Source organism: Bradyrhizobium algeriense, from assembly GCF_036924595.1.
Classification (GTDB): Bacteria; Pseudomonadota; Alphaproteobacteria; order Rhizobiales; family Xanthobacteraceae; genus Bradyrhizobium; species Bradyrhizobium algeriense.
On sequence record NZ_JAZHRV010000001.1, the window covers coordinates 7,425,422 to 7,451,194 of the forward strand.

24 protein-coding genes are annotated in these 25,773 nt (G+C 63.3%); 12 read left to right on the forward strand and 12 right to left on the reverse strand.

Going from position 1 to position 25,773, the window contains the following annotated elements:
* Positions 1-38: 38 nt before the first annotated feature.
* From odhB to V1286_RS35685, 4 genes are all read left to right on the forward strand, one after another.
* On the forward strand, positions 39-1,268 hold the full coding sequence (odhB, locus tag V1286_RS35670) for a 2-oxoglutarate dehydrogenase complex dihydrolipoyllysine-residue succinyltransferase (RefSeq protein WP_334488137.1): 1,230 nt from the start codon (positions 39-41) through the stop codon (positions 1,266-1,268).
* 82 nt (positions 1,269-1,350) lie between these two features.
* Positions 1,351-2,097 carry an SDR family oxidoreductase gene (locus tag V1286_RS35675; protein ID WP_247782597.1) on the forward strand — a complete coding sequence of 249 codons (747 nt, stop codon included), beginning with the start codon at positions 1,351-1,353 and terminating at the stop codon, positions 2,095-2,097.
* Between the two features lie 34 nt (positions 2,098-2,131).
* Positions 2,132-3,535 (forward strand): dihydrolipoyl dehydrogenase, encoded by a 1,404-nt coding sequence (gene lpdA / locus V1286_RS35680; protein ID WP_334488145.1) that lies wholly within the window; start codon positions 2,132-2,134, stop codon positions 3,533-3,535.
* Positions 3,536-3,699: 164 nt separating this feature from the next.
* Positions 3,700-4,230: a hypothetical protein gene (locus V1286_RS35685; RefSeq protein WP_334488148.1), complete on the forward strand. Its 531-nt coding sequence runs from the start codon at positions 3,700-3,702 to the stop codon at positions 4,228-4,230.
* 121 nt (positions 4,231-4,351) lie between these two features.
* Here V1286_RS35685 and V1286_RS35690 read toward each other — a convergent pair whose 3' ends face one another.
* Positions 4,352-4,942 (reverse strand): DUF4337 domain-containing protein, encoded by a 591-nt coding sequence (locus V1286_RS35690; protein WP_247782600.1) that lies wholly within the window; start codon positions 4,940-4,942, stop codon positions 4,352-4,354.
* A 149-nt stretch (positions 4,943-5,091) separates the two neighbouring features.
* Here V1286_RS35690 and V1286_RS35695 point away from each other — a divergent pair, with 149 nt between their 5' ends.
* Positions 5,092-5,280 carry a hypothetical protein gene (locus V1286_RS35695; RefSeq protein WP_334488152.1) on the forward strand — a complete coding sequence of 63 codons (189 nt, stop codon included), beginning with the start codon at positions 5,092-5,094 and terminating at the stop codon, positions 5,278-5,280.
* Between the two features lie 132 nt (positions 5,281-5,412).
* On the opposite strand, the gene V1286_RS35700 is transcribed toward V1286_RS35695, so the two are convergent.
* Positions 5,413-6,384, reverse strand: a complete 972-nt coding sequence (locus V1286_RS35700; RefSeq protein WP_334490141.1) for a tyrosine recombinase XerC — start codon at positions 6,382-6,384, stop codon at positions 5,413-5,415.
* Positions 6,385-6,503: 119 nt separating this feature from the next.
* On the opposite strand from V1286_RS35700, the gene V1286_RS35705 reads away from it, so the two are divergent.
* Positions 6,504-8,705: a primosomal protein N' gene (locus tag V1286_RS35705; RefSeq protein WP_334488155.1), complete on the forward strand. Its 2,202-nt coding sequence runs from the start codon at positions 6,504-6,506 to the stop codon at positions 8,703-8,705.
* A 153-nt stretch (positions 8,706-8,858) separates the two neighbouring features.
* Here V1286_RS35705 and V1286_RS35710 read toward each other — a convergent pair whose 3' ends face one another.
* Positions 8,859-9,335, reverse strand: coding sequence for a septal ring lytic transglycosylase RlpA family protein (locus tag V1286_RS35710; RefSeq protein ID WP_334488158.1), 477 nt, complete (start codon positions 9,333-9,335; stop codon positions 8,859-8,861).
* A 654-nt stretch (positions 9,336-9,989) separates the two neighbouring features.
* On the opposite strand from V1286_RS35710, the gene V1286_RS35715 reads away from it, so the two are divergent.
* The 6 genes from V1286_RS35715 (at position 9,990) to V1286_RS35740 (ending at position 16,939) form a co-directional block, all read left to right on the forward strand.
* Positions 9,990-10,550 carry a F0F1 ATP synthase subunit delta gene (locus tag V1286_RS35715; RefSeq protein ID WP_334488160.1) on the forward strand — a complete coding sequence of 187 codons (561 nt, stop codon included), beginning with the start codon at positions 9,990-9,992 and terminating at the stop codon, positions 10,548-10,550.
* Positions 10,550-12,079: a F0F1 ATP synthase subunit alpha gene (gene atpA / locus V1286_RS35720; protein ID WP_334488163.1), complete on the forward strand. Its 1,530-nt coding sequence runs from the start codon at positions 10,550-10,552 to the stop codon at positions 12,077-12,079. Before V1286_RS35715 ends, atpA begins: the two co-directional genes overlap by 1 nt.
* A gap of 141 nt (positions 12,080-12,220) precedes the next feature.
* Positions 12,221-13,102 carry a F0F1 ATP synthase subunit gamma gene (locus V1286_RS35725; protein WP_334488164.1) on the forward strand — a complete coding sequence of 294 codons (882 nt, stop codon included), beginning with the start codon at positions 12,221-12,223 and terminating at the stop codon, positions 13,100-13,102.
* Positions 13,103-13,157: 55 nt separating this feature from the next.
* On the forward strand, positions 13,158-14,600 hold the full coding sequence (gene atpD, locus V1286_RS35730; RefSeq protein WP_334488165.1) for a F0F1 ATP synthase subunit beta: 1,443 nt from the start codon (positions 13,158-13,160) through the stop codon (positions 14,598-14,600).
* Between the two features lie 107 nt (positions 14,601-14,707).
* The gene (locus tag V1286_RS35735; protein WP_334488167.1) at positions 14,708-15,115 is read left to right on the forward strand and encodes a F0F1 ATP synthase subunit epsilon; all 408 of its coding nucleotides are present in this window, start codon (positions 14,708-14,710) and stop codon (positions 15,113-15,115) included.
* Between the two features lie 219 nt (positions 15,116-15,334).
* Entirely contained in the window at positions 15,335-16,939 is a 1,605-nt protein-coding gene (locus V1286_RS35740; protein WP_334488169.1) for an adenylate/guanylate cyclase domain-containing protein, read from the forward strand.
* Positions 16,940-16,946: 7 nt separating this feature from the next.
* On the opposite strand, the gene V1286_RS35745 is transcribed toward V1286_RS35740, so the two are convergent.
* From V1286_RS35745 to V1286_RS35785, 9 genes are all read right to left on the reverse strand, one after another.
* Entirely contained in the window at positions 16,947-18,047 is a 1,101-nt protein-coding gene (locus V1286_RS35745; protein ID WP_417021298.1) for a Do family serine endopeptidase, read from the reverse strand.
* 159 nt (positions 18,048-18,206) lie between these two features.
* Positions 18,207-18,530 carry a hypothetical protein gene (locus V1286_RS35750; protein WP_334488175.1) on the reverse strand — a complete coding sequence of 108 codons (324 nt, stop codon included), beginning with the start codon at positions 18,528-18,530 and terminating at the stop codon, positions 18,207-18,209.
* Positions 18,531-18,615: 85 nt separating this feature from the next.
* Complete coding sequence (locus tag V1286_RS35755; protein ID WP_334488177.1) at positions 18,616-19,116, reverse strand: Hsp20/alpha crystallin family protein; 501 nt, start codon at positions 19,114-19,116, stop codon at positions 18,616-18,618.
* 88 nt (positions 19,117-19,204) lie between these two features.
* Positions 19,205-19,657 carry an Hsp20 family protein gene (locus tag V1286_RS35760; RefSeq protein WP_334488180.1) on the reverse strand — a complete coding sequence of 151 codons (453 nt, stop codon included), beginning with the start codon at positions 19,655-19,657 and terminating at the stop codon, positions 19,205-19,207.
* Positions 19,658-20,410: 753 nt separating this feature from the next.
* Positions 20,411-20,908, reverse strand: a complete 498-nt coding sequence (locus V1286_RS35765; RefSeq protein WP_108520587.1) for an RNA pyrophosphohydrolase — start codon at positions 20,906-20,908, stop codon at positions 20,411-20,413.
* 83 nt (positions 20,909-20,991) lie between these two features.
* A complete protein-coding gene (locus tag V1286_RS35770; RefSeq protein WP_108520585.1) occupies positions 20,992-21,498 on the reverse strand; it encodes an RNA pyrophosphohydrolase in 507 nt (168 codons plus the stop codon).
* A gap of 196 nt (positions 21,499-21,694) precedes the next feature.
* On the reverse strand, positions 21,695-22,894 hold the full coding sequence (locus V1286_RS35775) for a divergent polysaccharide deacetylase family protein (RefSeq protein WP_334488185.1): 1,200 nt from the start codon (positions 22,892-22,894) through the stop codon (positions 21,695-21,697).
* A gap of 124 nt (positions 22,895-23,018) precedes the next feature.
* Positions 23,019-24,383 (reverse strand): S41 family peptidase, encoded by a 1,365-nt coding sequence (locus V1286_RS35780; RefSeq protein WP_334488188.1) that lies wholly within the window; start codon positions 24,381-24,383, stop codon positions 23,019-23,021.
* A complete protein-coding gene (locus V1286_RS35785) occupies positions 24,380-25,756 on the reverse strand; it encodes a murein hydrolase activator EnvC family protein (RefSeq protein ID WP_334488190.1) in 1,377 nt (458 codons plus the stop codon). Before V1286_RS35785 ends, V1286_RS35780 begins: the two co-directional genes overlap by 4 nt.
* Positions 25,757-25,773 lie beyond the last annotated feature (17 nt).

The window sequence follows — 25,773 nt, forward strand, 5'->3', positions numbered from 1 at the left end:
GGGACGAGCCCGGCCATGACGCAAAGGGGAAAAAGACCATGACTGAAATTCGTGTTCCGACGCTCGGCGAGTCCGTGACGGAAGCCACCATCGGCCGCTGGTTCAAGAAAGCCGGCGAGGCCGTCGCGGTGGACGAGCCGCTGGTCGAGCTTGAGACCGACAAGGTCACCATCGAAGTGCCGGCGCCGTCTGCCGGTGTGCTCGGCGAGATCGCGGCCAAAGATGGCGAGACCGTCGCCGTCGGCGCGCTGCTTGGGCAGATCAATGACGGTGCGGCGAGTGCTGTGAAGCCGGCCGCCCCACCTGCCAAACCCGCAGCAGCTCCGGCTGCGGCGCCCGCCGCGGCTCCGAAGGCTGCGGCATCGGATGCGCCGCTGGCGCCGTCGGTTCGAAAGCTCTCCGCCGAAAGCGGCATCGATGCCGCGACCGTTCCCGGCTCCGGCAAGGACGGCCGCGTCACCAAGGGCGACATGCTGGCCGCGATCGAGAAGGCGGCGTCCGCGCCGACCCCGGTCAATCAGCCGGCCGCTTCCGTGCAGGTGCGCGCGCCGTCTCCGGCTGACGATGCCGCGCGCGAAGAGCGCGTGAAGATGACGCGGCTGCGCCAGACCATCGCGCGGCGGCTGAAGGACGTGCAGAACACGGCGGCGATGCTGACGACCTTCAACGAGGTCGACATGACCCACATCATGGCGATGCGCACACAATACAAGGACGTGTTCGAGAAGAAGCATGGTTCGAAGCTCGGCTTCATGGGCTTCTTCACCAAGGCCGTCGTGCAGGCGCTGAAGGATATCCCGGCCGTCAATGCCGAGATCGACGGCACTGATTTGATCTACAAGAACTACTACCACATCGGCGTCGCCGTCGGCACCGACAAGGGCCTGGTCGTGCCCGTAGTGCGCGACTGCGACCACAAGTCGATCTCCGACATCGAAAAGGGAATCGCCGATTTCGGCCGCCGCGCCCGCGATGGCCAGCTCAAGATCGACGAGATGCAGGGCGGCACCTTCACCATCACCAATGGCGGCATCTACGGTTCGCTGATGTCGACGCCGATCCTGAACGCGCCGCAGTCCGGCATCCTCGGCATGCACAAGATCCAGGAGCGGCCGATGGTGGTCGGCGGCAAGATCGAGGTCCGCCCGATGATGTATCTGGCGCTGTCTTACGATCACCGCGTGATCGACGGCAAGGAAGCGGTGACCTTCCTGGTCCGCGTCAAGGAAAGCCTGGAAGACCCCGCACGTCTGGTGCTGGATCTCTAACGCCATCGGCTTTGCCCGCGCCGGTGCGAAAGGCCGGCGCTGCGAGCCATGGATCGATGCGCGCCGACTTGTGGGGGCTGATATGACGGACAAGGTTGTTGTGATCACCGGCGGTAGCCGCGGCATCGGCCGCGCCACCGCGCTCGCTGCCGCCGCGCGCGGCTTTCGCGTCGTGGTCGGCTACGCCAGCAATGAGGCGGCGGCGAAGGAAGTCGTCGCCTCGATCGAGCGCAAGAACGGCAAGGCGATTGCCGTGAAATGCGATGTCGGCAGCGAGGCGGATATTCTCGCGCTGTTCGCTGCCGCCGACGAATTCGGAACGCTAGGGGCGCTCGTCAATAATGCCGGCATCGTCGGCCCGTCGGCGCGGGTCGAGGACATGTCGGCCGAGCGCATCCAGCGCATGATGGCGGTCAACGTCACCGGCAGCATCCTGTGCGCCCGCGAAGCCGTGAAGCGGATGTCGACCCGCAAGGGCGGCGAGGGCGGCGTCATCGTCAATCTTTCCTCGGTCGCGGCGAAACTCGGCTCCCCCAATACGTATGTCGACTATGCGGCTTCCAAGGGCGCGGTGGATTCCTTCACCGTCGGTCTCGGCCATGAAGTCGCCGGCGAGGGCATTCGCGTGGCCGCGATCCGCCCCGGGCTGATCGATACCGAAATTCATGCTTCCGGCGGCGAACCCGATCGCGCGCACCGGCTGGCGCACATGGTGCCGATGCAGCGCGTCGGCACCGCGGATGAAATCGCCAACGCCATCGTCTGGCTGATCTCGGACGAGGCGTCCTACGTCACCAGCGCCATCCTTGATGTCTCGGGTGGGCGGTAATACCTGACACGTTTCTCAGCTACAGGACTTCATCATGGCTTCCTACGATCTCGTCGTCATCGGCACCGGCCCGGGCGGATATGTCTGCGCGGTGCGCGCGGCGCAACTCGGCATGAAGGTCGCCGTGGTCGAGAAGAACGCGGCACTCGGCGGCACCTGCCTCAACGTCGGCTGCATGCCGTCGAAGGCGCTGCTGCATGCCTCCGAAATGTTCGAGGAGGCCGCGCACTCATTTGCGAAAATGGGCGTCAGCGTTTCCACGCCAAAACTCGATTTGCCCTCGATGATGAACTTCAAGCAGCAGGGCATCGACGGAAACGTCAAGGGCGTCGAGTTCCTGATGAAGAAGAACAAGATCGATGTCATCAATGGCAAGGGCAAGATCCTCGGCGCCGGCAAGGTCGAGGTCACGGGCAGCGACGGCAAGGCGCAGACGGTCGAGACCAAAAACATCGTCATTGCCACCGGCTCCGATATCGCGCGGCTGAAGGGCATCGAGATCGACGAAAAGCGCGTGGTGTCGTCGACCGGCGCGCTATCGCTGGAAAAAGTGCCGGAGAAGCTTCTGATCATCGGCGCGGGCGTGATAGGGCTCGAGCTTGGCTCGGTCTGGAAACGGCTCGGCGCTGAGGTCATGGTGGTCGAATTCCTCGACCGCATCCTGCCGGGCATGGATGGCGAGGTTGCAAAGCAATTCCAGCGCATGCTCGAAAAGCAGGGCTTTGCGTTCAAGCTCGGCGCCAAGGTCACTGCCGTCGATACGTCAGGCAAGATGTTGAAGGCGACGGTGGAGCCAGCGGCGGGTGGAACGGCGGAGACGCTCGAGACCGATGTCGTTCTCGTCTGCATCGGCCGCGTACCCTACACCGAAGGGCTCGGCTGCAAGGAAGCGGGCATCGCGCTCGACAATCGCGGACGCGTGCAGATCGACGCGCATTTCGCAACCACCGTGAAGGGCGTCTACGCGATCGGCGACGTGGTGGCGGGACCGATGCTCGCGCACAAGGCCGAGGATGAGGGCGTCGCCTGCGCCGAGATCATTGCCGGCCAGGCCGGTCATGTGAACTACGACGTTATTCCAGGCGTGGTGTATACCACGCCGGAAGTGTCGTCGGTCGGCAAGACCGAGGAAGAACTGAAGCAGGCCGGCGTCGCCTACACCTCCGGCAAATTTCCGTTCACCGCCAATGGTCGCTCCAAGGTCAACCAGACCACTGACGGTTTCGTGAAGATTCTCGCAGATGCGAAGACTGACCGCGTGCTCGGCGTGCACATCGTCGGCCGCGAAGCCGGCGAAATGATCCATGAAGCCTGCGTTCTGATGGAGTTTGGCGGCTCCGCCGAAGATCTGGCGCGCACGTGCCATGCCCATCCGACCCGCTCGGAAGCCATCAAGGAAGCCGCGCTTGCGGTCGGCAAACGCGCCATCCATATGTGATCGGAACCCGGTACATTACCGGGTAGAGCGTGATTGAAGAAGCGGTTATCCGCTTTCTCTCGCGACAAATGCTGAATGCGTTTGCGCGGAGATCATGCTTTAAACAAAGAGATGGGGCGGAATGACGCTGGAATGAACGTCATTGCGCTCCAGAGACACAATAGATGATGCGCCGCCTGTTACAGCCGTTCTGGGTCCTGCTTGCGGTCATCTTCCTGATCGAAGCCTGGCTGTGGGATCATCTCGAGCCGATCGTCGAGCGCATCGTCGCACGGATCCCGCTGCGCGCCTTCAAGCAATGGCTGTCCGGGCGCGTCGATACGCTGTCGCCGGCGATGACGCTGATCGTGTTCGCGGTGCCGGTGATCCCGCTGTTCCCGCTCAAGCTGGTCGGCCTCTGGCTGCTGGCGAATGAATATTGGCTGAGCGCCGTCGTCGTCATCGTGTTCGGAAAACTCGTCGGTGTCGGCGTCACCGCCTTCATCTTCGACGTAACGCGCACAAAACTCCTGCAGATGGCGTGGTTCAAGACGATCTATGAATTCATCATGGCGATGCGCGCCAAGGCGGCGGAATTGGTCATGCCGATCAAGCTGCGCATTCGTGAAATGCTGCGTGGCGACGGCGAGGGCTGGTCGTCGCGGACGCTGCGGCTGATCGCGCGTTTCCGCAAGAGCGTGCACGAAGCGCGGTAGTTTCTCGCTGTCGTCGCCCGGCTTGACCGGGCGACCCAGTATCCCAGAGACGTCAGTGCTTGAGCCGAGAGGCCGCGGCGTACTGGATCACCCGCTTTTCTCGCGGGTGATGACACCTCCATCAATGCAAATGCAAGAGATGCGGCGCGTAGAGGCCGAGCGCCGTAATCGCGATGCCCGCGATCGCCAATATGCCTGACACCCAGGCCAGAGCGATCATGCCGGTGATGATGGTGGCCGAGGCCAGCACGATGCCGATCTGGAAGGCGGCCGAGGCGATTTCATAGTGGTGATACTTTGCCGTTGCGTCGTCGCGCTGGTGCTCGGCATGCTTGGCGCGTGCGGCGAGCTGTTCCGAACCCTCCCCGGTTTCCGGCTCCGAACGGTAACGCGCCGCGGTCTTGTTCCAGTCGTCGATCTGTTTTTGCAAGGCCGCTTTCGCAGCATCGTCGCCGATGGTCCCCAGGCTGAGCTTGGCGTGTTCCGCCGTGGCCTGTACCGTGGTGCGGCGGATGCTCTTGGCCTGGAAGAACGCCCACAGGTTGGAAGCCTCGACGTTCTTGCTGATGGCCTCGGTCTGCGCGCCCTTGCCCAGCGTTTCCGACAGCGCCAGAAACAAGGCGATCACGGCGATCAGCAACGCGATCTTCTTGTTCGAGCCCGAAGCGTGCTCGGCATGCTCCGCATGCTCCATGCTTTCATGTGCGCCCATATTGTCCCTCTCCAGTGAAATCCAGGTTCACGATTGCCGAACGGCCTGTTCAAAGCAAGAGTTAAGCGGATTTTGGGCCCGTTGATTAATGGATTGTTCTATCCGTATTTCTAAGCTCTCAATATGACAACCGCCGATTTCGTCGCGGCATGCTTTTGGCCGCTGGTCATGTGCGCGGGCAAGGCGCGCGTCATGTCGAACACCTCGCCGACATCGCCGGCCGCACGGTAAAGGTGACGACCCCCGTCTATGAGCGGCTCAAATTCCTGCCTGTCGTCCGCATGGAGGTCGGTCGCGGATCGGACTATGTGTACCGGATTGAGTATCTCGCAAATTAGAGCGGGATGAGATCAGGCCGGGCCGTGACGACGGGCCATCTCGTGCTCTGGACGCAAGCGGCCTGAGTGCTGCGAACCGGGGTCCATTCTACTTTGCATGGGGTTGTTTTCGATATTTGTGTCTGGCCCGCGTTACCCCCGCGGATGCGCGCTCTTGTAGACTTCCAGCAGCCGTTCGCTGTCGATGCCGGTGTAGATCTGCGTGGTCGAGAGCGAGGCGTGGCCGAGCAGTTCCTGGATCGCGCGCAAATCGCCGCCGCGGCTGAGCAAATGGGTTGCGAAGGAATGCCGCAGCGCATGGGGCGTGGCGCTGTCGGGCAGGCCGAGCGCGCCGCGCAGCCGCTCCATGGTGAGCTGGATGATCCGCGGGGATAATGGTCCGCCGCGCGCGCCGACGAAAATTGGACCGGCGGGCGGAAGCGAATGCGGGCACATCGCAACGTAGTCGGCGATCAGCGCCAGCACGTTTTGCAGCACCGGCACCATCCGGGTCTTGTTGCCCTTGCCGGTGACGATGAGGACGTCGCCTTCGCCCGGCTTGGGCACGTCGCGCCGTTTCAGTCCCAGCGCCTCGGAGATGCGCAGGCCCGAACCGTAGAGCAGCGCCATCACGGCGGCATCGCGCGCCCAGATCCAGGGGTCGCGCTCCTCGCCGGCGCGCTCGTCGGCATCCGCAAAACGCTTGGCGGCGTCCATCTGGATCGGTTTCGGCAGGCTCTTTGCAACCTTGGGCGCGCGGATGGCAGACAGGGCACCGACCTTGCCCTTGCCTTCGCGTTCGAGATAGCGCCCGAACGAACGCAAGCCCGCCAGCGCCCGCATCAGCGACCGCCCGGCAATGTCGTCGGCGCGGCGCATCGCCATGAAGGCCCTGACGTCGGTGGCCTCCAGCGCCGCAAAACCTTTCAGCGTGACCCTCCTGCCCCAGTGCTGGCTGAGGAAAGTCAGGCATTGGCGGAGGTCGCGGGCGTAGGCTTCGAGTGTCTTGGGCGAGAGCCGCCGCTCGGCGCGCAGATGCGTCAGCCAGCGCGCCATCTCCAGCGCGAGGTCCTCGTCTGCGCAGTCGAGCTCGATCGGTTGAGGTGCCGGAACTTGCTTGCCCATGACCTCTGCCTTGGAGACGGTGATTCCATCCATTATATCGCACCTCTTTCGTTTACCGTTCGCTAACTTGGCGGCGCGGCGCTAGCCTTGCCCTGGACACCTCGAGCCCGATTCCCCTGATGGACCACGAAACCACCTCATCCGCGTCGTTGACCCGCGTCGTCGACGTGCTGGTGCCGGTCGCGCTCAATCAGAACTATTCCTACCGGGTGCCGCGCGGCATGGAGCTGAAGCCCGGCGACGTCGTCTGCGTGCCGCTCGGTCCGCGCGAGGTGGTGGCCGTGGTGTGGGCGGAAAACGCCAATCCCGATCCGCGCCTGCACAACCGCCTGAAGGATGTCGGCGAAAAGCTCGATGTGCCGCCGCTGAAAGAGGAGTTGCGCAGCCTTGTCGATTGGGTTTCCACCTACACGCTGTCGGCGCGCGGCATGGTGCTGCGCATGGCGTTGCGGATGGGCGAAAATCTCGGGCCCGAGCGGATGCGGCTCGGCGTGCGGCTGGTGGGCGAGCCGCCACGGCGTTTGACGCCGGCGCGGCGGCGCCTGATCGAGGTGCTGTCGGACGGCCTGCTGCACGGCAAGTCCGAAGCCGCGCGGGAAGCCGGCGTTAGTTCCAGCGTGGTCGATGGCCTGGTCGACGAGGGCACGCTCGCCGTCGAGGCGATGCCGCCGCCCTTGGCGCCGCCCGCGCCCGATCCGTCCTTCGCGCAGCCGGAATTTTCGCCCCAGCAGCGTATGGCCGTTGATGCGATGCGCGCACTCGCGGCCAATGGCTCCTTCCACGTCGCGCTGCTCGACGGCGTCACCGGTTCGGGCAAGACCGAAGTCTATTTCGAGGCCATTGCGGAAATCATTCGGCGGGGCAAGCAGACACTGATCCTGATGCCGGAGATCGCGCTGACCGGACAGTTCCTCGACCGCTTTGCCCAGCGCTTCGGCGTGCGTCCGATCGAGTGGCATTCCGAATTGACGCCGCGCACCCGGCAACGCAATTGGGCGGCGATATCGGCGGGCGAGGCGCCGGTCGTGGTCGGGGCGCGATCGGCGCTATTCCTGCCCTATGCGGATCTGGGCCTGATCATCGTCGATGAGGAGCACGACCAGGCCTACAAGCAGGACGATGGCGCGCACTACCACGCCCGCGACATGGCGGTGGTGCGCGCGCATATCGCCAAGATTCCGATCGTGCTGGCGTCCGCGACGCCGTCGGTCGAAACCGAGGTCAATGCGCGCAAGGGCCGCTATCAGCGCGTCGCGCTGCCGTCGCGTTTCGGCGGCCAGCACATGCCGTATATCGAGGCGATCGATCTGCGCCGCGCCCCGCCGCCGCGCGGCCGCTTCATCTCGCCGCCGCTCGCCGAACAGATTCAGTTCGCGATCGAGAAGCGTGAACAGGCGCTGTTGTTCCTCAACCGCCGCGGCTACGCGCCGCTGACACTGTGCCGCGCCTGCGGCCACCGCTTTGCGTGCACGATCTGCGACGCCTGGCTGGTGGATCACAGGTTTCGCCAGCGGCTGGTCTGTCACCATTGCGGCTTCTCGATGCCGCGCCCGAACATCTGCCCGCATTGCCAGGCCGAGGAATCGCTGGTCGCGGTTGGCCCCGGCGTTGAGCGGCTGCAGGAGGAGGCGGCCGCGTTGTTTCCGAATGCGCGCACCATGGTGCTGTCGAGTGATCTCATCACCTCGATCGAGACCATGCGCAGCGAGCTGAACGAAATCGCCGAAGGCCGCGTCGACATCATCGTCGGCACGCAACTGGTGGCCAAGGGACATAATTTTCCGCGGCTCAATCTTGTCGGCGTCGTCGATGCGGATTTGGGCCTCGGTAACGGCGACCCGCGCGCCGCCGAGCGGACGTTCCAGTTGCTCAACCAGGTGATCGGCCGCGCCGGGCGCGAGCAGGGCCGCGGCGTCGGCTACCTGCAGACCCATCAGCCCGAACATCCCGTGATGAAGGCCCTGGTCGCGAGCGACCGCGAGGCGTTCTATGCCAGCGAGATCGAGGCGCGCGAACGCGCCGGTTATCCGCCGTTCGGCCGGCTCGCCAGCCTGATCATCTCCGCAGGCGATCGCCCGACCGCGGAAGGCTTTGCGCGCAGGCTTGCTGCCATAGCGCCGATCGACGAGCGCATTCAGGTGCTGGGGCCTGCCGAAGCGCCGCTTGCCGTGATCAAGGGCCGCTATCGCTTTCGGCTGCTGGTGAAGTCGCTGCGCAATGTCGATCTGTCGGAATATTTGCGCGAATGGCTTGCCTCCGGGCCGAAGACCAAGGGCAATCTCAAGCTCGAAGTCGACGTCGATCCGCAGAGTTTTCTGTGAGCTTTGTTCATCCTCCCCTGGAGGGGGAGGGTGACAAAAGGCCTGCCGTCATTTGCGACGGCAGGCCCTTGTTGCCGCGGAAAGTTCCGCGACGGTTACGCAACGCAACGCTTACTCGATCTGATGGACCGGAAACGGCGCGTGTGACGCGCGCTACATGACCTCGGCAGTGACGTGGCCGACGCCGGCGCCGGTCAGGCCGACGGCGCGGGCGGCACCCGTGGACAGGTCGAGCACGCGGCCCTTGATGAAGGGACCACGGTCATTGATCGTGACGACGACGCTCTGGCCACGATAGGTCACCCGGACCTTGGTTCCGAACGGCAGCGAGCGGTGGGCCGCGGTCATGGCGTTCTGATTGAACCGCTGTCCGGAGGCGGTCTTGCTGCCGGATTCATTGCCGTAAAAAGAAGCCTTTCCCGAAAAGGAACCGGAAGAGCGGATCGAGGCATTGGCATCGAGCCAGTTGCTCTTGGCTTGATGCGAGTGGCTCGAGTGATGCCGGTGATGCCGGGATTTTGCCGAAGCTTCGGTGATGCTGCCGCCGACCAGGAGAGTTGCGGCAATCAAGGCGAAGGCCGTACGCGACCGGATTGCACGACCCGGCACTACATTATTGGTATTCAACATAAACTAGTCCCTCAGACAGTATTGCCACATGTGTGACAAGTGGAACCCCCGTCCCAGTTTCAGTGGCTGCCGTTTGGTGACGCAATAAGGCATGAATTGGGCAGTAAAGACGGTTTCTGGCCGACTGACATATCTTGTTACTGAGATCAACTAATCGAACGATATTCCGTAATCTTGGGCGTTAACAAAATTTTAACTTATTCAATACTGATTATTACTTCTCAATACTGTAATCCTCGTTAAGGCGAAGATTTGTTCAAGTAATGTTCAAATGAAACGAAAAAGCCCGGTTCGTTCCGGCCCGCTCCGCTCATGCCCGCTATGCAAATACGGGCGGAGCTAATCCGACCGCGGTCGAGCACGATGTTGGGTGGGGTGCGTCCAGGCGGATCCGGGGCAGTCGATCGCCGTCAAGAACGACGTCTGGCCGGGCCTGAAAATTGACGTGCGACAAGGCATCGCCTGAACGCGCGGTCATGTTGCACCTGCGCGCTCGCTATGTTAGCAAAGCCGCGATTTTAACGATCCCGGCACCCCGCGTGCCGGTCGAAAATCGAAGTCCCGCTTGAATTCCAAGGGCTTGGATCGCTAGGCGCCGCTACCCGTGGCGACGGTTTTTCCCTTGCGAGTTTAACAGCTGAAAAGAGCGTCTCTGTGGCTGCTGAAGATCCGTCCGTTTCGGGAGTGTCCGGCCGTTATGCTACGGCCTTGTTCGAGTTGGCGCGCGACGAGAAATCCGTCGACGCGGTCAGGGCCGATCTCGATAAATTCGAGGCCATGCTGGCCGATAGCGCCGATCTGAAGCGCCTCGTCCGCAGCCCGGTTTTCTCGGCAGATGCGCAGTCAAGGGCGCTCAATGTCGTGCTCGACAAGGCCGGAATTTCCGGCACCTCCGCCAAATTCCTTAAGGTCCTCACCGCCAACCGCCGGCTGTTCGCCGTGGCTGATGTGATCCGCGCCTTCCGCGCGCTGGTGGCGAAGTACAAGGGCGAGGCGACCGCCGACGTCACCGTCGCCGAACAGCTCAATGAAAAGAATCTCGACGCGCTGAAGACCGCACTGAAATCGGTGACGGGCAAGGACGTCGCGCTCAACGTGAAAGTCGATCCCTCCATCATTGGCGGCCTTGTGGTCAAGCTCGGCAGCCGCATGGTGGATAGTTCGCTTCGCACCAAACTCAATTCGATCAAGCACGCGATGAAAGAGGCAGGCTGATGGACATCCGCGCCGCGGAAATTTCCGCGATCCTCAAGGACCAGATCAAGAATTTCGGCCAGGAGGCTGAGGTTACCGAAGTCGGACAGGTGCTGTCCGTCGGTGACGGTATCGCCCGCGTCTATGGTCTGGATAACGTCCAGGCCGGTGAAATGGTCGAGTTCGAGAACGGCACGCGCGGCATGGCGCTGAACCTGGAGACCGACAACGTCGGTATCGTGATCTTCGGCGCCGACCGCGAGATCAAGGAAGGCCAGACCGTCAAGCGTACCCGCGCCATCGTCGACACGCCCGTCGGCAAGGGCCTGCTCGGCCGCGTGGTCGACGCGCTCGGCAATCCCATTGACGGCAAGGGTCCGATCCAGGCGGACAAGCGTATGCGCGTCGACGTCAAGGCGCCCGGTATCATTCCGCGCAAGTCGGTGAGCGAGCCGATGGCGACCGGCCTCAAGGCGATCGATGCGCTGATCCCGGTCGGCCGCGGCCAGCGCGAGCTGATCATCGGCGACCGCCAGACCGGCAAGACCGCGATCGCGCTCGACACCATTCTGAACCAGAAGCCACTCAACGCGCAGCCCGACGAGAACATCAAGCTGTATTGCGTCTATGTCGCGATCGGCCAGAAGCGTTCGACCGTCGCCCAGTTCGTCAAGGTGCTGGAAGAGCAGGGCGCGCTGGAATATTCGATCATCGTCGCCGCCACCGCGTCCGATCCGGCGCCGATGCAGTATATCGCGCCGTTCACCGGCTGCACCATGGGCGAGTATTTCCGCGACAACGGCATGCACGCCGTCATCATCTATGATGACTTGTCCAAGCAGGCCGTCGCCTACCGCCAGATGTCGCTGTTGCTGCGCCGCCCGCCGGGCCGCGAAGCCTATCCCGGCGACGTGTTCTATCTGCACTCCCGCCTGCTCGAGCGCGCGGCAAAGCTCAGCAAGGACCATGGTTCGGGCTCGCTCACCGCGCTGCCGGTGATCGAAACCCAGGCCAACGACGTGTCGGCCTACATCCCGACCAACGTGATTTCGATCACCGACGGTCAGATCTTCCTGGAAACCGATCTGTTCTTCCAGGGCATCCGCCCGGCGGTGAACGTCGGTCTGTCGGTGTCGCGCGTCGGATCGTCGGCGCAGACCAAGGCGATGAAGAAGGTCGCCGGCAAGATCAAGGGTGAGCTGGCGCAGTACCGCGAAATGGCGGCGTTCGCGCAGTTCGGCTCCGACCTCGACGCCTCGACGCAGCGCCTCCTGAACCGCGGCTCGCGCCTCACCGAACTCCTGAAGCAGCCGCAGTTCTCGCCGCTGAAGATGGAAGAGCAGGTTTGCGTGATCTGGGCCGGCACCAATGGCTATCTCGACGCGCTGCCGCTCGGCAAGGTCCGTGCGTTCGAGGACGGCCTGCTGTCGCTGCTGCGCGGCAAGAACGTCGAGATTCTCGACGGCATTCGTGACAGCCGCGATCTCTCCGATGATCTCGCCGGCAAGCTGAAGAGCGTTGTCGAAGGTTTCTCCAAGACGTTTGCTTAACTGTCATGGCCGGGCTTGCCCCGGCCATCCACGTCTTCGGGCGTGGATGACCAAAGACGTGGATGCCCGGCACAAGGCCGGGCATGACGAACGAGGGGTACGCGACCCGGTTGGAAAACAGGTCGCCAGGGTGAACTGAGAATGGCTTCACTTAAAGACATGCGGGTCCGCATCGCCTCGACCAAGGCGACGCAGAAGATCACCAAGGCGATGCAGATGGTCGCGGCGTCAAAGCTGCGCCGCGCGCAGAGCGCTGCCGAAGCGGCGCGGCCCTATGCCGAGAAGATGGACGCGGTGATTTCCAACATCGCCAGCGCCGCAGCCGGTTCGCCTGGCGCGCCGGCGCTGCTGGCCGGCACTGGCCGCGACCAGGTGCATCTGCTGCTGGTCTGCACCGGCGAGCGCGGCCTGTCGGGCGCCTTCAATTCCTCGATCGTGCGTCTGGCGCGCGAGCGTGCGCTGTCGCTGATCGGCCAGGGCAAAGAGGTCAAGATTTTCTGCGTCGGCCGCAAGGGCTACGAGCAGCTCCGCCGAACCTTCGAGAAGAACATCGTCGAGCACGTCGACCTGCGCTCGGTTCGCCAGCTCGGCTTCGTCAATGCCGAAGACATTGCCAAAAAGGTTCTGGCGCGCTTCGATGCCGGCGAGTTCGACGTCTGCACGCTGTTCTATTCGCGCTTCAAGTCCGTGATCTCGCAGATCCCGACCGCCCAGCAGGTCATTCCGCTGGTGGTGGAAGCACCGGCGGCGAATGCCGGCCCGCCGACGTCCTACGAGTACGAACCGGAAGAAGACGAGATCCTGACGCGCCTGCTGCCGCGCAATCTCGCGGTGCAGATCTTCCGTGCGCTGCTCGAAAACAACGCCTCGTTCTACGGCGCGCAGATGAGCGCGATGGACAACGCCACCCGCAACGCCGGCGAAATGATCCGCAAGCAAACCCTGGTCTACAACCGAACCCGTCAAGCCCAGATCACCAAGGAGTTGATCGAGATCATCTCCGGCGCCGAGGCAGCGGTCTAGCCGCACGAACCAACCGACGGTCGTTCAAGTACAGAATTTCGAAGGAGAGCAATTCATGGCCACAGCAGCTAACCAGATCGGTCGTGTCACCCAAGTCATGGGCGCCGTCGTCGACGTGCAGTTCGAGGGATATCTGCCCGCCATTCTGAACGCGATCGAAACCAAGAACGGCGGCAACCGTCTGGTGCTCGAAGTGGCGCAGCATCTCGGCGAATCCACAGTGCGTACCATCGCGATGGATACCACCGAGGGTCTGGTGCGCGGTCAGGAAGTCACCGACACCGGTTCGCCGATCCGCGTCCCCGTCGGCGCCGGCACGCTCGGCCGCATCATGAACGTGATCGGCGAGCCGATCGACGAAGCAGGCCCTGTCACCGCTGAAGACAGGCGTGCCATCCACCAGGAAGCGCCGACCTATACCGACCAGTCCACCGAAGCCGAAATTCTCGTCACCGGCATCAAGGTCGTCGACCTGCTGGCGCCTTACGCCAAGGGCGGCAAGATCGGCCTGTTTGGCGGCGCCGGCGTCGGCAAGACCGTGCTGATTCAGGAGCTGATCAACAACGTCGCCAAGGCCCACGGTGGTTACTCGGTGTTCGCCGGCGTCGGCGAGCGTACCCGCGAAGGCAACGACCTCTATCACGAGTTCATCGAATCCAAGGTCAACGCCGATCCGAAAAATCCCGATCCGAGCGTGAAGTCCAAATGCGCTCTGGTGTTCGGCCAGATGAACGAACCCCCGGGCGCCCGGGCCCGCGTCGGCCTCACCGGTCTGACGGTCGCCGAGCACTTCCGCGACCAGGGCCAGGACGTGCTGTTCTTCGTCGACAACATCTTCCGCTTCACCCAGGCCGGCTCCGAAGTGTCGGCGCTGTTGGGCCGTATTCCTTCGGCCGTGGGCTATCAGCCGACGCTCGCCACCGACATGGGCGCGCTGCAGGAGCGCATCACCACGACGCACAAGGGTTCGATCACTTCGGTGCAGGCGATCTACGTGCCGGCCGACGACTTGACCGACCCGGCGCCCGCGACCTCGTTCGCCCATCTGGACGCGACCACGGTGCTGAACCGCGCGATCTCGGAAAAGGGCATCTATCCGGCGGTGGATCCGCTCGACTCGACGTCGCGCATGCTCTCGCCGCTCGTCGTCGGTGAGTTGCACTACGAGACCGCGCGTATGGTCCAGCAGGTGCTGCAGAAGTATAAATCGCTGCAGGACATCATCGCCATTCTCGGCATGGACGAACTGTCTGAAGAGGACAAGATCGCCGTCGCCCGCGCCCGCAAGATCGAGCGCTTCCTGTCGCAGCCGTTCCACGTCGCCGAAGTCTTCACCGGCTCGCCCGGCAAGTTCGTCGACCTCGCCGACACCATCAAGGGTTTCCGCGCGATTTGCGAAGGCAAGTACGATCACCTGCCGGAAGCTGCCTTCTACATGGTCGGCACCATCGAAGAAGCCGTCGAGAAGGGCAAGAAGCTCGCGGCTGAAGCGGCTTAGTTACCTCGTCATTGCCGGGCTTGACCCGGCAATCCATCGCCAAGAAAACTTCTTTTGATGGACCCGCGGGTGAGCCCGCGGGTGACAGTGGAAAGAACGGAACGACCATGGCCACCTTTCATTTCGATCTCGTTTCGCCCGAAAAGCTCGCCTTCTCCGGCGAAGTCGATCAGGTTGACGTCCCCGGCGTGGAAGGCGATTTCGGCGTGCTGTCCGGACATGCGCCGGTCGTGGCGGCGGTTCGCCCGGGCATCCTGACCATCACCAGCGGCGACGCCCATCAGAAGGTCATCGTGCTCGGCGGTCTTGCCGAGATGTCGGCAAACGGCCTCACCGTGCTGGCCGACGTCGCAACTTCGATCGCCGATGTCGATCGCGCGCAGTTCGCCGAGACCATCGCCGAGATGGAAGCCAAGCTGGCCGAGAAGGAAGGCACCGAGCTCGATCACGCCATCGAGCGGCTGGACCACTTCAAGAGCATCCAGATCGAGCTCAACGCGACCGCTATGCACTAAGCCCCGGGGCACCGCTCCGGGGCGCAATGAAGACCCGAGCAACAATCGGCGCTCGTCACAATGTGACGGGCGCTTTTTGTTTTGACCGCTTCCCGACGCCGACGAGCCGCCACCCCGGCGCAAGTCCGAGGCTACGCTTCGATCGAAATGCTGAGGTTGCGCCGGGGAACTTCTGACGGCATTGTTCCGGATGCTGGTGTTGATCCGGGGCTGCTTTTCATGAAGCGCAAGATTGCAGCGATTTTTGCGGCCGATATTGCCGGCTACTCCAGACTGGTTGCCGACGACGAGGAGGAGACGCTGCGTCGGCTCGCGTCCTACCGTCAGGTGACCGACGATTTCATCGCCAAGGGCGGCGGCCGCATTTTCAATACCGCTGGAGACGCCGTGCTCGCCGAATTTCCGAGCGCGGTTGAAGCGGTGCGCTGCGCGATCGACATCCAGGAAAGCCTGCGTACCCGCAACATGGCTTATCCGCCGAGCCGCCAGATGGCGTTTCGCATCGGCATCACGATCGGCGACGTGGTCGAACGGGACGGCGACCTGCTGGGCGATGGCGTCAACATCGCCGCGCGCCTGGAGGGCCTCGCCGAAGTCGGCGGCATCTGCATCTCGCGCGCGGTGCACGAGCAGGTCGCCAATAAGCTGTCGGTGCAATTTGCCGATATGGGCGCGCAGCAGGTGAAGAACATCCCGACGCCGGTGCACGCCTACATGGTGGCGATGCGCCGCGAGGACGGCACTTACGCGACGCCGCAGGTCAAGAAGCCCGCGAAGGCGCACGGCGGGGCGCAGCCGAACTGGATGTGGCCGGTCGCGGTCACCGTGGTCAGCCTGGCCGCGATCGGTGTCGGCGGCTTTCTCTATTTCACCAAGCTCGAGACGTTGGCGCCGTCAAAGGTCGCCGCCCCAACCAGCGTTGCGAGCAGCGTTCCGAGTCCTGCGCCGTCGGCTGTCGCCGCGGCTCCGCCATCGCCGTCGTTACCGATGGTCGTATCGTCAGAAAAATTCGCCGCCGCCATCGTTCCCTTCATTAGCGACAAGGTCCGTGCCTCGCTCGCTTCCGACTACGCGCCGGCTGCCGATTTCAAGGCGTTCTCGCTCAACATCGGCGGGTTCAATGCTTTCGTCACCGCCCAGCCGAGCGAGGAGGCGGCGAAGTCGGCCGCGGTGGAGCAATGCCAGAAGCGTGCGGATGCCGCGCAATCGCCGCGCAAATGCGAATTATACGCGGTCGGCGATGCCGTCGTTTATGCGCATGGCCGGCCGCCGATGCCGCCATTGCCATGGATCCGGCATGACGCCGTGACCGAACAGCCCTTCGCTGCCAAAAACGTCCCGCTCACCCGCGACGGCGGCAAGGCGCGGCTTGAAAACGTGTATACACCGGCGCGAAAGCACAAGGCGGTCGCGCTGGGCCCCGGCGGCGCGCTGTTCTTTCCCTTTGCCCTGGACAGTGTCGAGGAAGCGGTACGGCGTGCCCTGGAGTCATGCGGCGGGATCGCCGGCGTCCCCTGCATGATCGTAGCCCTCAACGATAATTTCGTGGTTCCGATTCCGACCACACTGAAGGTCGCCGGTTTCTTCAAGCCGGCCGGTAATACGATGATACCGGCCGACGCGCGCGACGACGTTGCGCGTCGGCTCGCGGATGCCTCGAGCGGCTGGAACGCCGTGGCGATCGGTGCAGCCGGCCGTCCCGGGCTGGGCCTGAAGGCGGCGACCGAGCAGGCCGCGGTCAGCGGCGCGCTCGCGGAATGCGTCAAGCGCGACAACAATTGTCAGGTCATCGCCATCGGCCCGTTTTTGGTCGGACCGAACTAGCTGCACCTCAGCGTCCGCCAGCCTGCTGACGCTGTTGAACCGAGCGCTCGCCGTGATCGTTGTTCGCGTCGGAGGCCAGCCCCACCGCCACGGTGACGTTTTGAGCCGTCCCGGAACGTTCAACCGTCAGGCGGACCTGTTCGCCGATGCGGGCAAGGCCGATCCGGTTTCGCAACTGCGCAGCCGAGTGTATCGGACGATCATCCGCCTTCAGCACGATGTCGCCTTTGCGCAGGCCGGCCATTTCCGCGGGCGAACCGGGGCTGACTTCGGCAATCCGCGCGCCCTCGCTGCGTCCGCCGTCGGTGGTCGGACTTAGTTCGCGCAAGGAGATACCGATTCGGCCGCGCTCGACGCGGCCCTTCTCGACGATCTGCTCCATCACTCGCCGCGCCATGTTGACGGGTATCGCAAAGCCGATGCCGACATTGCCGCCGCCGGGCGAAATGATCGCTGAATTGATGCCGATCAGCTCTCCCTTGAGGTTGATTAGCGCGCCGCCCGAATTGCCAGGGTTGATCGCCGCATCGGTCTGAATGAAGTCCTCGTAGCCCTGCTTGCCAAGCCCGGTTCGGCCAAGCGCGCTGACGAGGCCCGAGGTAACGGTCTGGCCGAGCCCAAAGGGGTTGCCGATGGCGAGGACGAAATCGCCGACGTCGAGTGCGTCGCTGTCGCCAAACGCGATCGCCTTCAGGGCCGAGGGAGACTGAATCCGCAGGACCGCAATGTCGGTCGCGGGATCGCGCCCGACGACCTTGGCCGAAAAGGGTCGGCCGTCTTTGGTCTTGATCTGGACCGTCGATATCTGATCGACAACGTGATTGTTGGTCAGGACGTAACCTTTCTGCGCATCGACGATGACGCCGGAGCCGGTCGCGTTGATTTCCTTCTCGAGCTGTTTTGGCACGTCGAAAAACTCCCGGAACAGCGGATCGCGATACAGCGGATTGTCCTGACGGATCTTGCCACGGACGGCGATGTTGACCACTGCCGGGGTGACCTCGCGAACCAGCGGCGCCAGCGTCGGCACCGTGCCGCCGGTTCGCAGGTTCGGAATCTGTCCCGAAACCCCGGTTGCCGGGATCGTCGCGCCGAGCAGGCCCGCCAGCGCGATCACTACGAGTCGGTTCACTGGTTTTCTCATCCTGAAAAGGAGGCCGGATCAGGAACTGGCTTGTTGTGAATTAGTCCGCCTGTAGGACGAGCCAGGGAGCGGCGCACAACGCGGCTGCTTGGCTGATCCATACGAAGGCCAGGATCGTGGGAATCAACATGACCAAAGCCTCCGCGTTTCGGTTGCCCGGCGCGGACGAAGCCATCGTCTGTCGATTTCCTCGCGCGCAGGATCGCCATCGAGCTGGCGCAAGGCGGCAAGAATGTCGGCCAGACGGAGGGTGTGGCCCATGCCCGGAATGTCACGCAGGCCCGGGCAGGATTCGACCGCAAATATGTCAGACGCCCAGGACGACAGGATGATTCGTTTCTCGGCGTCGGAAAGTTGCGGGTCGCTCAGGACTTCGTCGGGGGCATTGTAGTGTGCGGCAGGATGAAATAGCGCGAGTTCTGGGGCGTTCAATTTGGCCTTGCTCATCGATCTGTCCCCTTACTCTCCTTTCCAGTGAGACGTTTGGGCGATTGTCGGGGGCAGCGGCGCTTTGGCGCCGCCGCCGTTGTCGTCATTGGCTGCTGATCGGGATGCGCTTGACGGCCGAACGGGCCTGTTCGGATTTCGGCAGCGTGATCGTCAAGACGCCGTCATGGAATTTGGCTTCGGCCTTGTCTTCCACAACTCCGTCGAGCGGAATCTGCCGCTCGAACGAACCGTAATAGCGCTCGGAGAAGTATCTGCCGCCATTATCGGTTCGCTCGGACTTCTTCTCTCCGCGCAAGGTCATGACGCCGTTGGCGATCTCGACCTGGACGTCCTTTTCCGTCAACCCGGGCAACTCGGCCGAAACGGTCAGCTCTTTCTCGGTTTCGTTGACCTCGATGCTTGGCCATCCGAAGCGACCTTCCATCAGCGGGCTGCCGAAGCGGGCAGGCGTCCCAAATCCGCGGAAGACATCGTCGAACAGCCGGTTCATCTCGCGGTGCAGGGTGAAGAAAGAATCGAAGCTGTCGCGCGCCGGCGCCAGCTCCTGATTTCTCGACCATGGGATCAGATTACGAAAAGCCATAGTGTCCTCCTTTTGGAAATTCCGGTGTTGCTTTGCAAGCTCGCGAGGCCGGCGATCCGCGCGCCAAACCTCAATTGCCGAAGTGGCGTTAGGCCGCCTTCTGCTCGATCTGGCGGGATGTGCCGGCGTTCCCGATCGGGATACGCCGTGGCTTCATCGCGTCAGGTACTTCCCGAACCAGATCGACGATCAAGAGGCCGTCCTTGAACGAGGCCTGCTTGACCTGGACATAATCGGCAAGGTTGAACACCCGACGGAACGGCCGGGCCGCGATGCCGTGATACAGGTATTCGCGTTGTTCGGGGTCGGACTTCTTTCCCTCGATGATCAGCGTGTCCCGTTCTGCGGTGACGCCAATGTCATCCATGCCGAAACCAGCAACCGCCAGCGAAATCCGGTAGGCGTCTTCGCCGCACCGTTCGACATCAAAGGGCGGATAATTGTCGTCGGCGGATTGCCGCAGATTGCTGTCGAGCAGATCGGCCAGATGGTCGAAGCCAATCGTGGAGCGCCACAGGGGCGAGAAGTCAAAGGTCCTCATAGCCAAGTCCTCCTAAGAGCAAGATGGATACGAAGGCGCGTCGGACACCGTCCGGCGCCCACTCAACTTGCCGGACCCGATCTGGCATCCGGCGCCGCCGTCAGCGGCAAAAATCGAGTTAGAAAAATCTCGAAAAGTTTCAAGAGGCGGAGATCAGAATTTTTCAAGGGCCGGCCGTTCTTGGCCGCGGCAGGCTTAATCCGGCGTAAACGGGTGGGCTGAAGGTGCGCCACAGATGGCTCGACTTGCGGCTGGCCTGCCGCTCTGGACCCGTCTGCGATCGACCGATCTGCTGTCACGTCATCGCCCTCGGCCCGTTTCCGGTTGGACCTAACTAGACCACGACTTGCTGGCGCCTGAATTCGACTGGTCTGTTGTTGGGAAAGTCTCGGAAGTCCTGAAGGCAGTGGACCTCCGGCCGATGGCCAACAGCATGAACAGGCTCCGGTACCCCTGGTAGCGGGCAGCCGGACGGGTGCGTTCGCGCCCGTGCATGATCAGCGTGCCATTCTGGTGCACCCGCCACTCCCAACTCCGGCGGCGCTTGGCTACAGTCACATCCATCATGGGAGACAAAACACCGGTACGGGTTATTTCAAGCTGAGCCCGTTAGTCTGTCGTCGATACAAAAAGGTTCGCTGACAAACCACCGACGGCATCGGGCGCATTTTTGGGAACTCGGCCGGCCGAAAAATATTCAGCGACAAGCCGCCGTCAAGTGCCTCGTCCGCGACCGCGGCGAGACCATCCAATCTAGCGGGTGAATTCCGCAAATACCCGCGCCACCATCCGGTACACATCGCGCCGGAACGGCACCACGAGGTCGGCGACGCGGTCGAGCCGCTCCCAGCGCCAGGAATCGAATTCGGCCGGCTGGCCGTTGCGCGGCGTCAGCGGGTCGATCTCGTCGTCGCGGCCGGTGAAGCGAAGCGCGAACCATTTCTGCCGCTGGCCGCGGAATTGGGCGAGGCGATGCGTGGACGGTCCGTCATAGGGCGGAAATTCATATTTTATCCAATCGGTCTCGCCGAGATATTCGGCGCTGACCGCCCCGGTCTCCTCCCAGAGCTCGCGGATGACGGCATCGCGCGGGTTCTCGTCGGCGTCGATGCCGCCCTGCGGCATCTGCCATTCTAGTCCGGGAAGAATGATTTCTGGCCCATCGTCGCGGAAGCGACGGCCGATCAGCACCTGGCCCGAGGTGTTGAACAGCGCGATTCCTACGTTGGGGCGATAGGGTTTGTCGGACATTTTTCGTTCGCCGTCATTCCGGGTTCATGCTTCGCATGCCCCGGAATGACGTGCATGGATGATGAGAACCGACCGCTGTCATTCTAGCCGCCCGCGAGGTTGGAGAATTCCTTGACCACGCGTTCATAGACCGGCCGCTTGAACGGCACGATCAGGTTCGGGAGATTTTTCATCGGCTCCCAGCGCCAGTTCACGAATTCGGCCTTGTGTCCGCCGCCGCCGGGGCTTGAAACGTTGATTTCGGCATCCTTGCCGGTAAAGCGCACCGCGTACCATTTCTGCCGTTGCCCGCGGTAGCGGCCCTTCCAGGCGCGACCGGCCACCGTGCGTGGAATGTCGTAGATCAGCCAATCCGGGACTTCGCCGAGTTTTTCCACCGAGCGGACGCTGGTTTCCTCGTAAAGCTCGCGCTTGGCGGCCTCCCAGGTGTCCTCGCCGGGATCGACGCCGCCCTGCGGCATCTGCCAGACGTGGGTTTGATCGACATGTTCGATGCCGCCGGCGCGGCGGCCAATGAAGACCAGCCCGGCCGCATTGATCAGCATCATGCCGACGCAGGTCCGGTAAGGCAGGTCCTCATAGCGCGCCATGTCCCTCACGTTTCCCTTGCTTGCATCAAGTCCATCCGCAATCGGTCGGTCCAGCGCGGTCCGGGAAAGTCCGGATCGCCGCCATCAGCTTGATCTCTATAGCGTTTTCGAGCGAAGTGGATGCCGCTTCGCGTGAAGAAAACGCGTCAAAACAAGAATCTAGAGCTTCGGTTCTGATTGAATCAGAACCGAAGCTCTAGCCTGATTTTGATTTCAGCATCGCCGTTGTCAATGGCACAAGCATGATGCCGCGGCTGTCGAGGGTCTTGATCCAGGCGGCAAGCCGCTCTATCGAAATCGGCAGCGCCGAGGCGACGCCGACGGCCAGCCCCCGCTCCTTGGCGAGCGTCTCCAGCTTGACCAGCGTCCGGTCGATCTCGGCCGAGGTCGGCACGGCGTCGATGGTAAAATCGGCCTTGGCGAAGGGCATCGATTGGGCCGCCGTCAGGGAGGGCGCGGCGCTGCGCGGCGAGGAGCCGTCATCGAGATACCCAAGGCCGCGCTTGGCCGCCTCGCGGACGATCGGCTGCATCACGGCGTCGGTGGCCGTGAAACGCGCGCCCATGAAATTGGCGATCCCCGCATAGCCCTGGAACCGGCTGAGGTGCCAGTATAGCCGGTCGATGTTCTGCTCGGGCGTCAGCGTCGTGAGCAGGGTCTGCGGGCCGGGGTCATTGTCGGGATAGTCGAACGGCTCCATCGGAACCTGAAGCAGGATCTCGTGACGCTGCGCACGGGCCCGCTCGGCGAGCTTGGCGGGGTCTGCCCCGTAGGGGGTGAATGCCAGCGTTACGGCCGGGGGCAGCTTCATGATCGCATCGGCCGTCTTGGCGGCGCCGACACCGAGCCCGCCGACGACGATGGCGACGACAGGCATCTTGGCAGCCTTGGTGCGGTCGGCATCGGCGGCATAGACCGTAAAGGGCTTCAGGCCGTCGGCAACCACCGGAATCATGCCGTAACGGGACTTTTCCAGCAGCCGCTGGTCGATACCGGCCATGGCCATCGCCGGCGCAGGCTCTCCGCCGGTCTTGTCGGCGCCATCGCTGCCGATCACGACATCCTGGCGCTTGCCGCTGGAGCCGTCGATGATGGTGACGGTCTTGTTGTCGCCGGCCGGCGCCTGCTGGGCAGATTTCGCAGCCTTTTCGGGGTGGCTGGAGGCCGTTCCAGGCTGCTTTTCGTCCGCCGCTGGCGGGCGCAGCGCGATACGGGCGACCGGTTCGCCGCCGAACGGGTTGTCGGTGAAAAGGGCTATAGCGAGGAAGGCGACCAGGAACAGGCCGAGCAGCACAGCCAGCGCCTGTATTGCAGTGAAGGGCAGCCGGAACCGGCGCTTTTGGCGCTCTGTCTTCTGTCCGAGCGGCGTGCTCAGATCGTCGGTCATTTCCGTCATGGACTTCCCCGAATCACCGGGGCCGACGATACCACGGCGGAGCAGGGCCACGGCTATTCCGCCGCCCAGCAAAAAGGGCGACCCAAAGGCCGCCCTTTTTTCGAATGCTGGCCGGTGGAGCCGATCAGTTCGCGGCCTTGGTGGCCGGCTTATCGACCGCCGCCTTGTCACCGGTTGCCGGTGCCGCGGTCGCGGTCGACTTGATGCCGTGCAAGAGGTCGGCCGCCGTCTTCAGCGCCTTGTCGTCCTTGGCGTCCGGCGGGACATAGGATTGCGAGCCGGTCTTCTCGTCGCCGTCGTTTGTCTTCAGGTGGCCGCGCAGCGAGGCTTCGCCCTTGGTGTCGGTGCGTGCCTTCAGCTCGTCCGGCACATCCTGCAGCACCTCGATGTCGGGCACGATGCCCTTGGCCTGGATCGACTTGCCTGACGGCGTGTAGTAGCGCGCGGTGGTGAGGCGCAACGCGCCGTTGCCGCTGCCGAGCGGGATGATGGTCTGTACCGAGCCCTTGCCGAACGAACGGGTGCCGACCAGCGTGGCCCGCTTGTGGTCCTGCAACGCGCCGGCGACGATTTCCGACGCCGAGGCCGAGCCGCCGTTGACCAGCACGATGACTGGCTTGCCCTTGGTGATGTCGCCCGAATGGGCGGCGCGGCGCTGGGTTTCCTCGGCATTGCGGCCGCGGGTCGAGACGATCTCGCCGCGCTCCAGGAAGGAGTCGGAAACGGTGACCGCTTCCTCCAGCAAGCCACCCGGATTGTTTCGGAGGTCGATGATGTAGCCCTTCAGCTTGTCGCCGATCTGGTTCGAGAGGTTGCCGATCTCGCGCTTCAGGCCTTCGGTGGTCTGCTCGTTGAAGGTGGTGACGCGGATATAGGCGATGTCGTCCTGTTCGACGCGGGCGCGCACCGAGCGGACGCGGATGTTGTCGCGCACAAGGGTGACTTCGATCGGATTGTCCTGGCCCTTGCGGATGATCTTGAGGCGGATCTTGGTGTTGACCGGTCCGCGCATCTTCTCGACCGCCTGATTGAGGGTGAGACCCTGCACGGCTTCGTCGTCGAGATTGGTGATGATGTCGTTGGCCATGATGCCGGCCTTCGACGCCGGGGTGTCGTCGATCGGCGAGACCACCTTGATCAGGCCGTCCTCCATCGTGACCTCGATGCCGAGCCCGCCGAATTCACCGCGGGTCTGCACCTGCATGTCGCGGAAGCTCTTCGCATCCATGTAGCTGGAGTGCGGATCGAGGCCGGCCAGCATGCCCGAGATCGCCGATTCGACGAGCTTGCTGTCGTCGGGCTTCTCGACATAGTCGCTGCGCACGCGCTCGAATACGTCGCCGAACAGATTGAGTTGGCGATAGGTGTCCGAAGTTGCAGCACGCGCACTCGAACCCATCATCAGCACAGAGCGAGGCTGCGTGACAAAGAGCGTCAAAGCCGCACCGGTGGCGGCGCTAAGAAGAATTACAGAAGTCTTGCGCATCATCCGCGAACCTTTTCGCCTTCGTTAGCGGCCCACCATGGGCCTGAATCGATTGGAGTGCCGTCCTTACGGAACTCGACATACAACACCGGCTGGCTCGCGGTCGTCGCGAGAATGGATGCAACCTGGGACTTCGATCCCATGGTCGCGACCGGCTCTCCCGTAAGTACAAACTGGCCGATGTTTACCGAAATGCGCTCCATCCCGGCGATCAGGACATGATACCCGCCCCCGGCATTAAGGATCAAGAGTTGTCCGTAGCTCCGGAAGGGTCCGGCGTAAACAACCCAGCCGTCACACGGTGTTGTGACCTGAGCCCCGGCCTTGGTTGCCAAGGAAATGCCTTTTTCTACGCCACCGGCACCGTCGGAACCGCCAAATTCGCGAATCTTGCGGCCAACGACCGGGAAAGCGAACAGGCCCTTGGCGGAGGCAAAGGCGATCGCCGGGCTTAATCGGGCAGGGTCCTTCAGCGCCCCCAGGTTGGGTTTACCGCTCGGCGCCGGCGGAGCGCCCTGCAGGCTGGCGGTTGCGGCCGCTTTGGCCGCACTCTTCAAATCCTGCTCCATTTTCGTGATCAGACCCTGCAGGCTCTCGACCTGCCTGGACAGGTTGATGGCGCGCGCACCTTCGGCCTCGACGTCCTTTTCGATCGCGCTCTGCTTGCGCTGCCGCTCTTCCACCAGCGCAGCCAGCCTGACAGAATCGTCCTTCAGCCTGTCGCGGTCCCGCGCCAGCACGTCGCGCTTGGTGGCGATGTCCCTGCGCAAATTCACCAGCTCGCCGAGATCGGTGGCAAGTTTCTCCGCGCGTCCGCGCAGTTCGGGGACGACCGATCCGAGCAGCATGGCAGTGCGCAGCGATTGCAGCGCGTCTTCGGGCCGGACCAGCAGCGCCGGCGGCGTGCGCCGGCCAGCGCGTTGCAGCGCCGCCAGCACCTCGACGATTTCGCTGCGGCGTGAATCGAGCGAAGCCCTGACCTGCTGCTCGCGGCTGTCGAGCGGGCGCAGATCGGCCTCGGTCTGGCCGATGCGGATCTCGACGCCGCGCACCTGGGTGGCGATGTCGATCAGCTGTTGGTTGAGCTTGGAGCGGTCCTGACCGATCGCCGCGATATCGGCTTTTAGTTTTTGCTGAAGTTCGGCCGCCTTGCGCTGCTGCTCGCGCGTGGCCTCCAGTTCCTCCTCGCGCTGCTTGAGGGCATCGGGCGAAACGGCTGTCGCCTGCTGTGCGGGGGCTGCGGACTGCGCTACCGCCGGCGAAAGCGCCGCGGCGAAGCTTGCGGAAAGCAACAGCAGGGAAAGCGAGACAGCCGAAATCAGCGGCTTGCCGCGGCCGACGGTATCGAATGAATGAAAGCCCTGCGTTGAATGCATCCGGTCTATTCGGCGTT

Bases quoted from the DNA above. Each gene is read 5' to 3' on its own strand.
- V1286_RS35700 (WP_334490141.1), bottom strand. From the start codon at position 6,384: ATGGGCAAGCAAGTTCCGGCACCTCAACCGATCGAGCTCGACTGCGCA.
- V1286_RS35750 (WP_334488175.1), bottom strand. From the start codon at position 18,530: ATGAGCAAGGCCAAATTGAACGCCCCAGAACTCGCGCTATTTCATCCT.
- V1286_RS35755 (WP_334488177.1), bottom strand. From the start codon at position 19,116: ATGGCTTTTCGTAATCTGATCCCATGGTCGAGAAATCAGGAGCTGGCG.
- atpA (WP_334488163.1), top strand. From the start codon at position 10,550: ATGGACATCCGCGCCGCGGAAATTTCCGCGATCCTCAAGGACCAGATC.
- V1286_RS35775 (WP_334488185.1), bottom strand. From the start codon at position 22,894: ATGACGGAAATGACCGACGATCTGAGCACGCCGCTCGGACAGAAGACA.
- V1286_RS35675 (WP_247782597.1), top strand. From the start codon at position 1,351: ATGACGGACAAGGTTGTTGTGATCACCGGCGGTAGCCGCGGCATCGGC.
- V1286_RS35780 (WP_334488188.1), bottom strand. From the start codon at position 24,383: ATGATGCGCAAGACTTCTGTAATTCTTCTTAGCGCCGCCACCGGTGCG.
- V1286_RS35735 (WP_334488167.1), top strand. From the start codon at position 14,708: ATGGCCACCTTTCATTTCGATCTCGTTTCGCCCGAAAAGCTCGCCTTC.
- V1286_RS35710 (WP_334488158.1), bottom strand. From the start codon at position 9,335: ATGTTGAATACCAATAATGTAGTGCCGGGTCGTGCAATCCGGTCGCGT.
- V1286_RS35695 (WP_334488152.1), top strand. From the start codon at position 5,092: ATGCTTTTGGCCGCTGGTCATGTGCGCGGGCAAGGCGCGCGTCATGTC.
- V1286_RS35690 (WP_247782600.1), bottom strand. From the start codon at position 4,942: ATGGGCGCACATGAAAGCATGGAGCATGCGGAGCATGCCGAGCACGCT.
- atpD (WP_334488165.1), top strand. From the start codon at position 13,158: ATGGCCACAGCAGCTAACCAGATCGGTCGTGTCACCCAAGTCATGGGC.
- V1286_RS35770 (WP_108520585.1), bottom strand. From the start codon at position 21,498: ATGGCGCGCTATGAGGACCTGCCTTACCGGACCTGCGTCGGCATGATG.
- odhB (WP_334488137.1), top strand. From the start codon at position 39: ATGACTGAAATTCGTGTTCCGACGCTCGGCGAGTCCGTGACGGAAGCC.
- V1286_RS35705 (WP_334488155.1), top strand. From the start codon at position 6,504: ATGGACCACGAAACCACCTCATCCGCGTCGTTGACCCGCGTCGTCGAC.
- lpdA (WP_334488145.1), top strand. From the start codon at position 2,132: ATGGCTTCCTACGATCTCGTCGTCATCGGCACCGGCCCGGGCGGATAT.
- V1286_RS35785 (WP_334488190.1), bottom strand. From the start codon at position 25,756: ATGCATTCAACGCAGGGCTTTCATTCATTCGATACCGTCGGCCGCGGC.
- V1286_RS35725 (WP_334488164.1), top strand. From the start codon at position 12,221: ATGGCTTCACTTAAAGACATGCGGGTCCGCATCGCCTCGACCAAGGCG.
- V1286_RS35760 (WP_334488180.1), bottom strand. From the start codon at position 19,657: ATGAGGACCTTTGACTTCTCGCCCCTGTGGCGCTCCACGATTGGCTTC.
- V1286_RS35765 (WP_108520587.1), bottom strand. From the start codon at position 20,908: ATGTCCGACAAACCCTATCGCCCCAACGTAGGAATCGCGCTGTTCAAC.
- V1286_RS35740 (WP_334488169.1), top strand. From the start codon at position 15,335: ATGAAGCGCAAGATTGCAGCGATTTTTGCGGCCGATATTGCCGGCTAC.
- V1286_RS35685 (WP_334488148.1), top strand. From the start codon at position 3,700: ATGATGCGCCGCCTGTTACAGCCGTTCTGGGTCCTGCTTGCGGTCATC.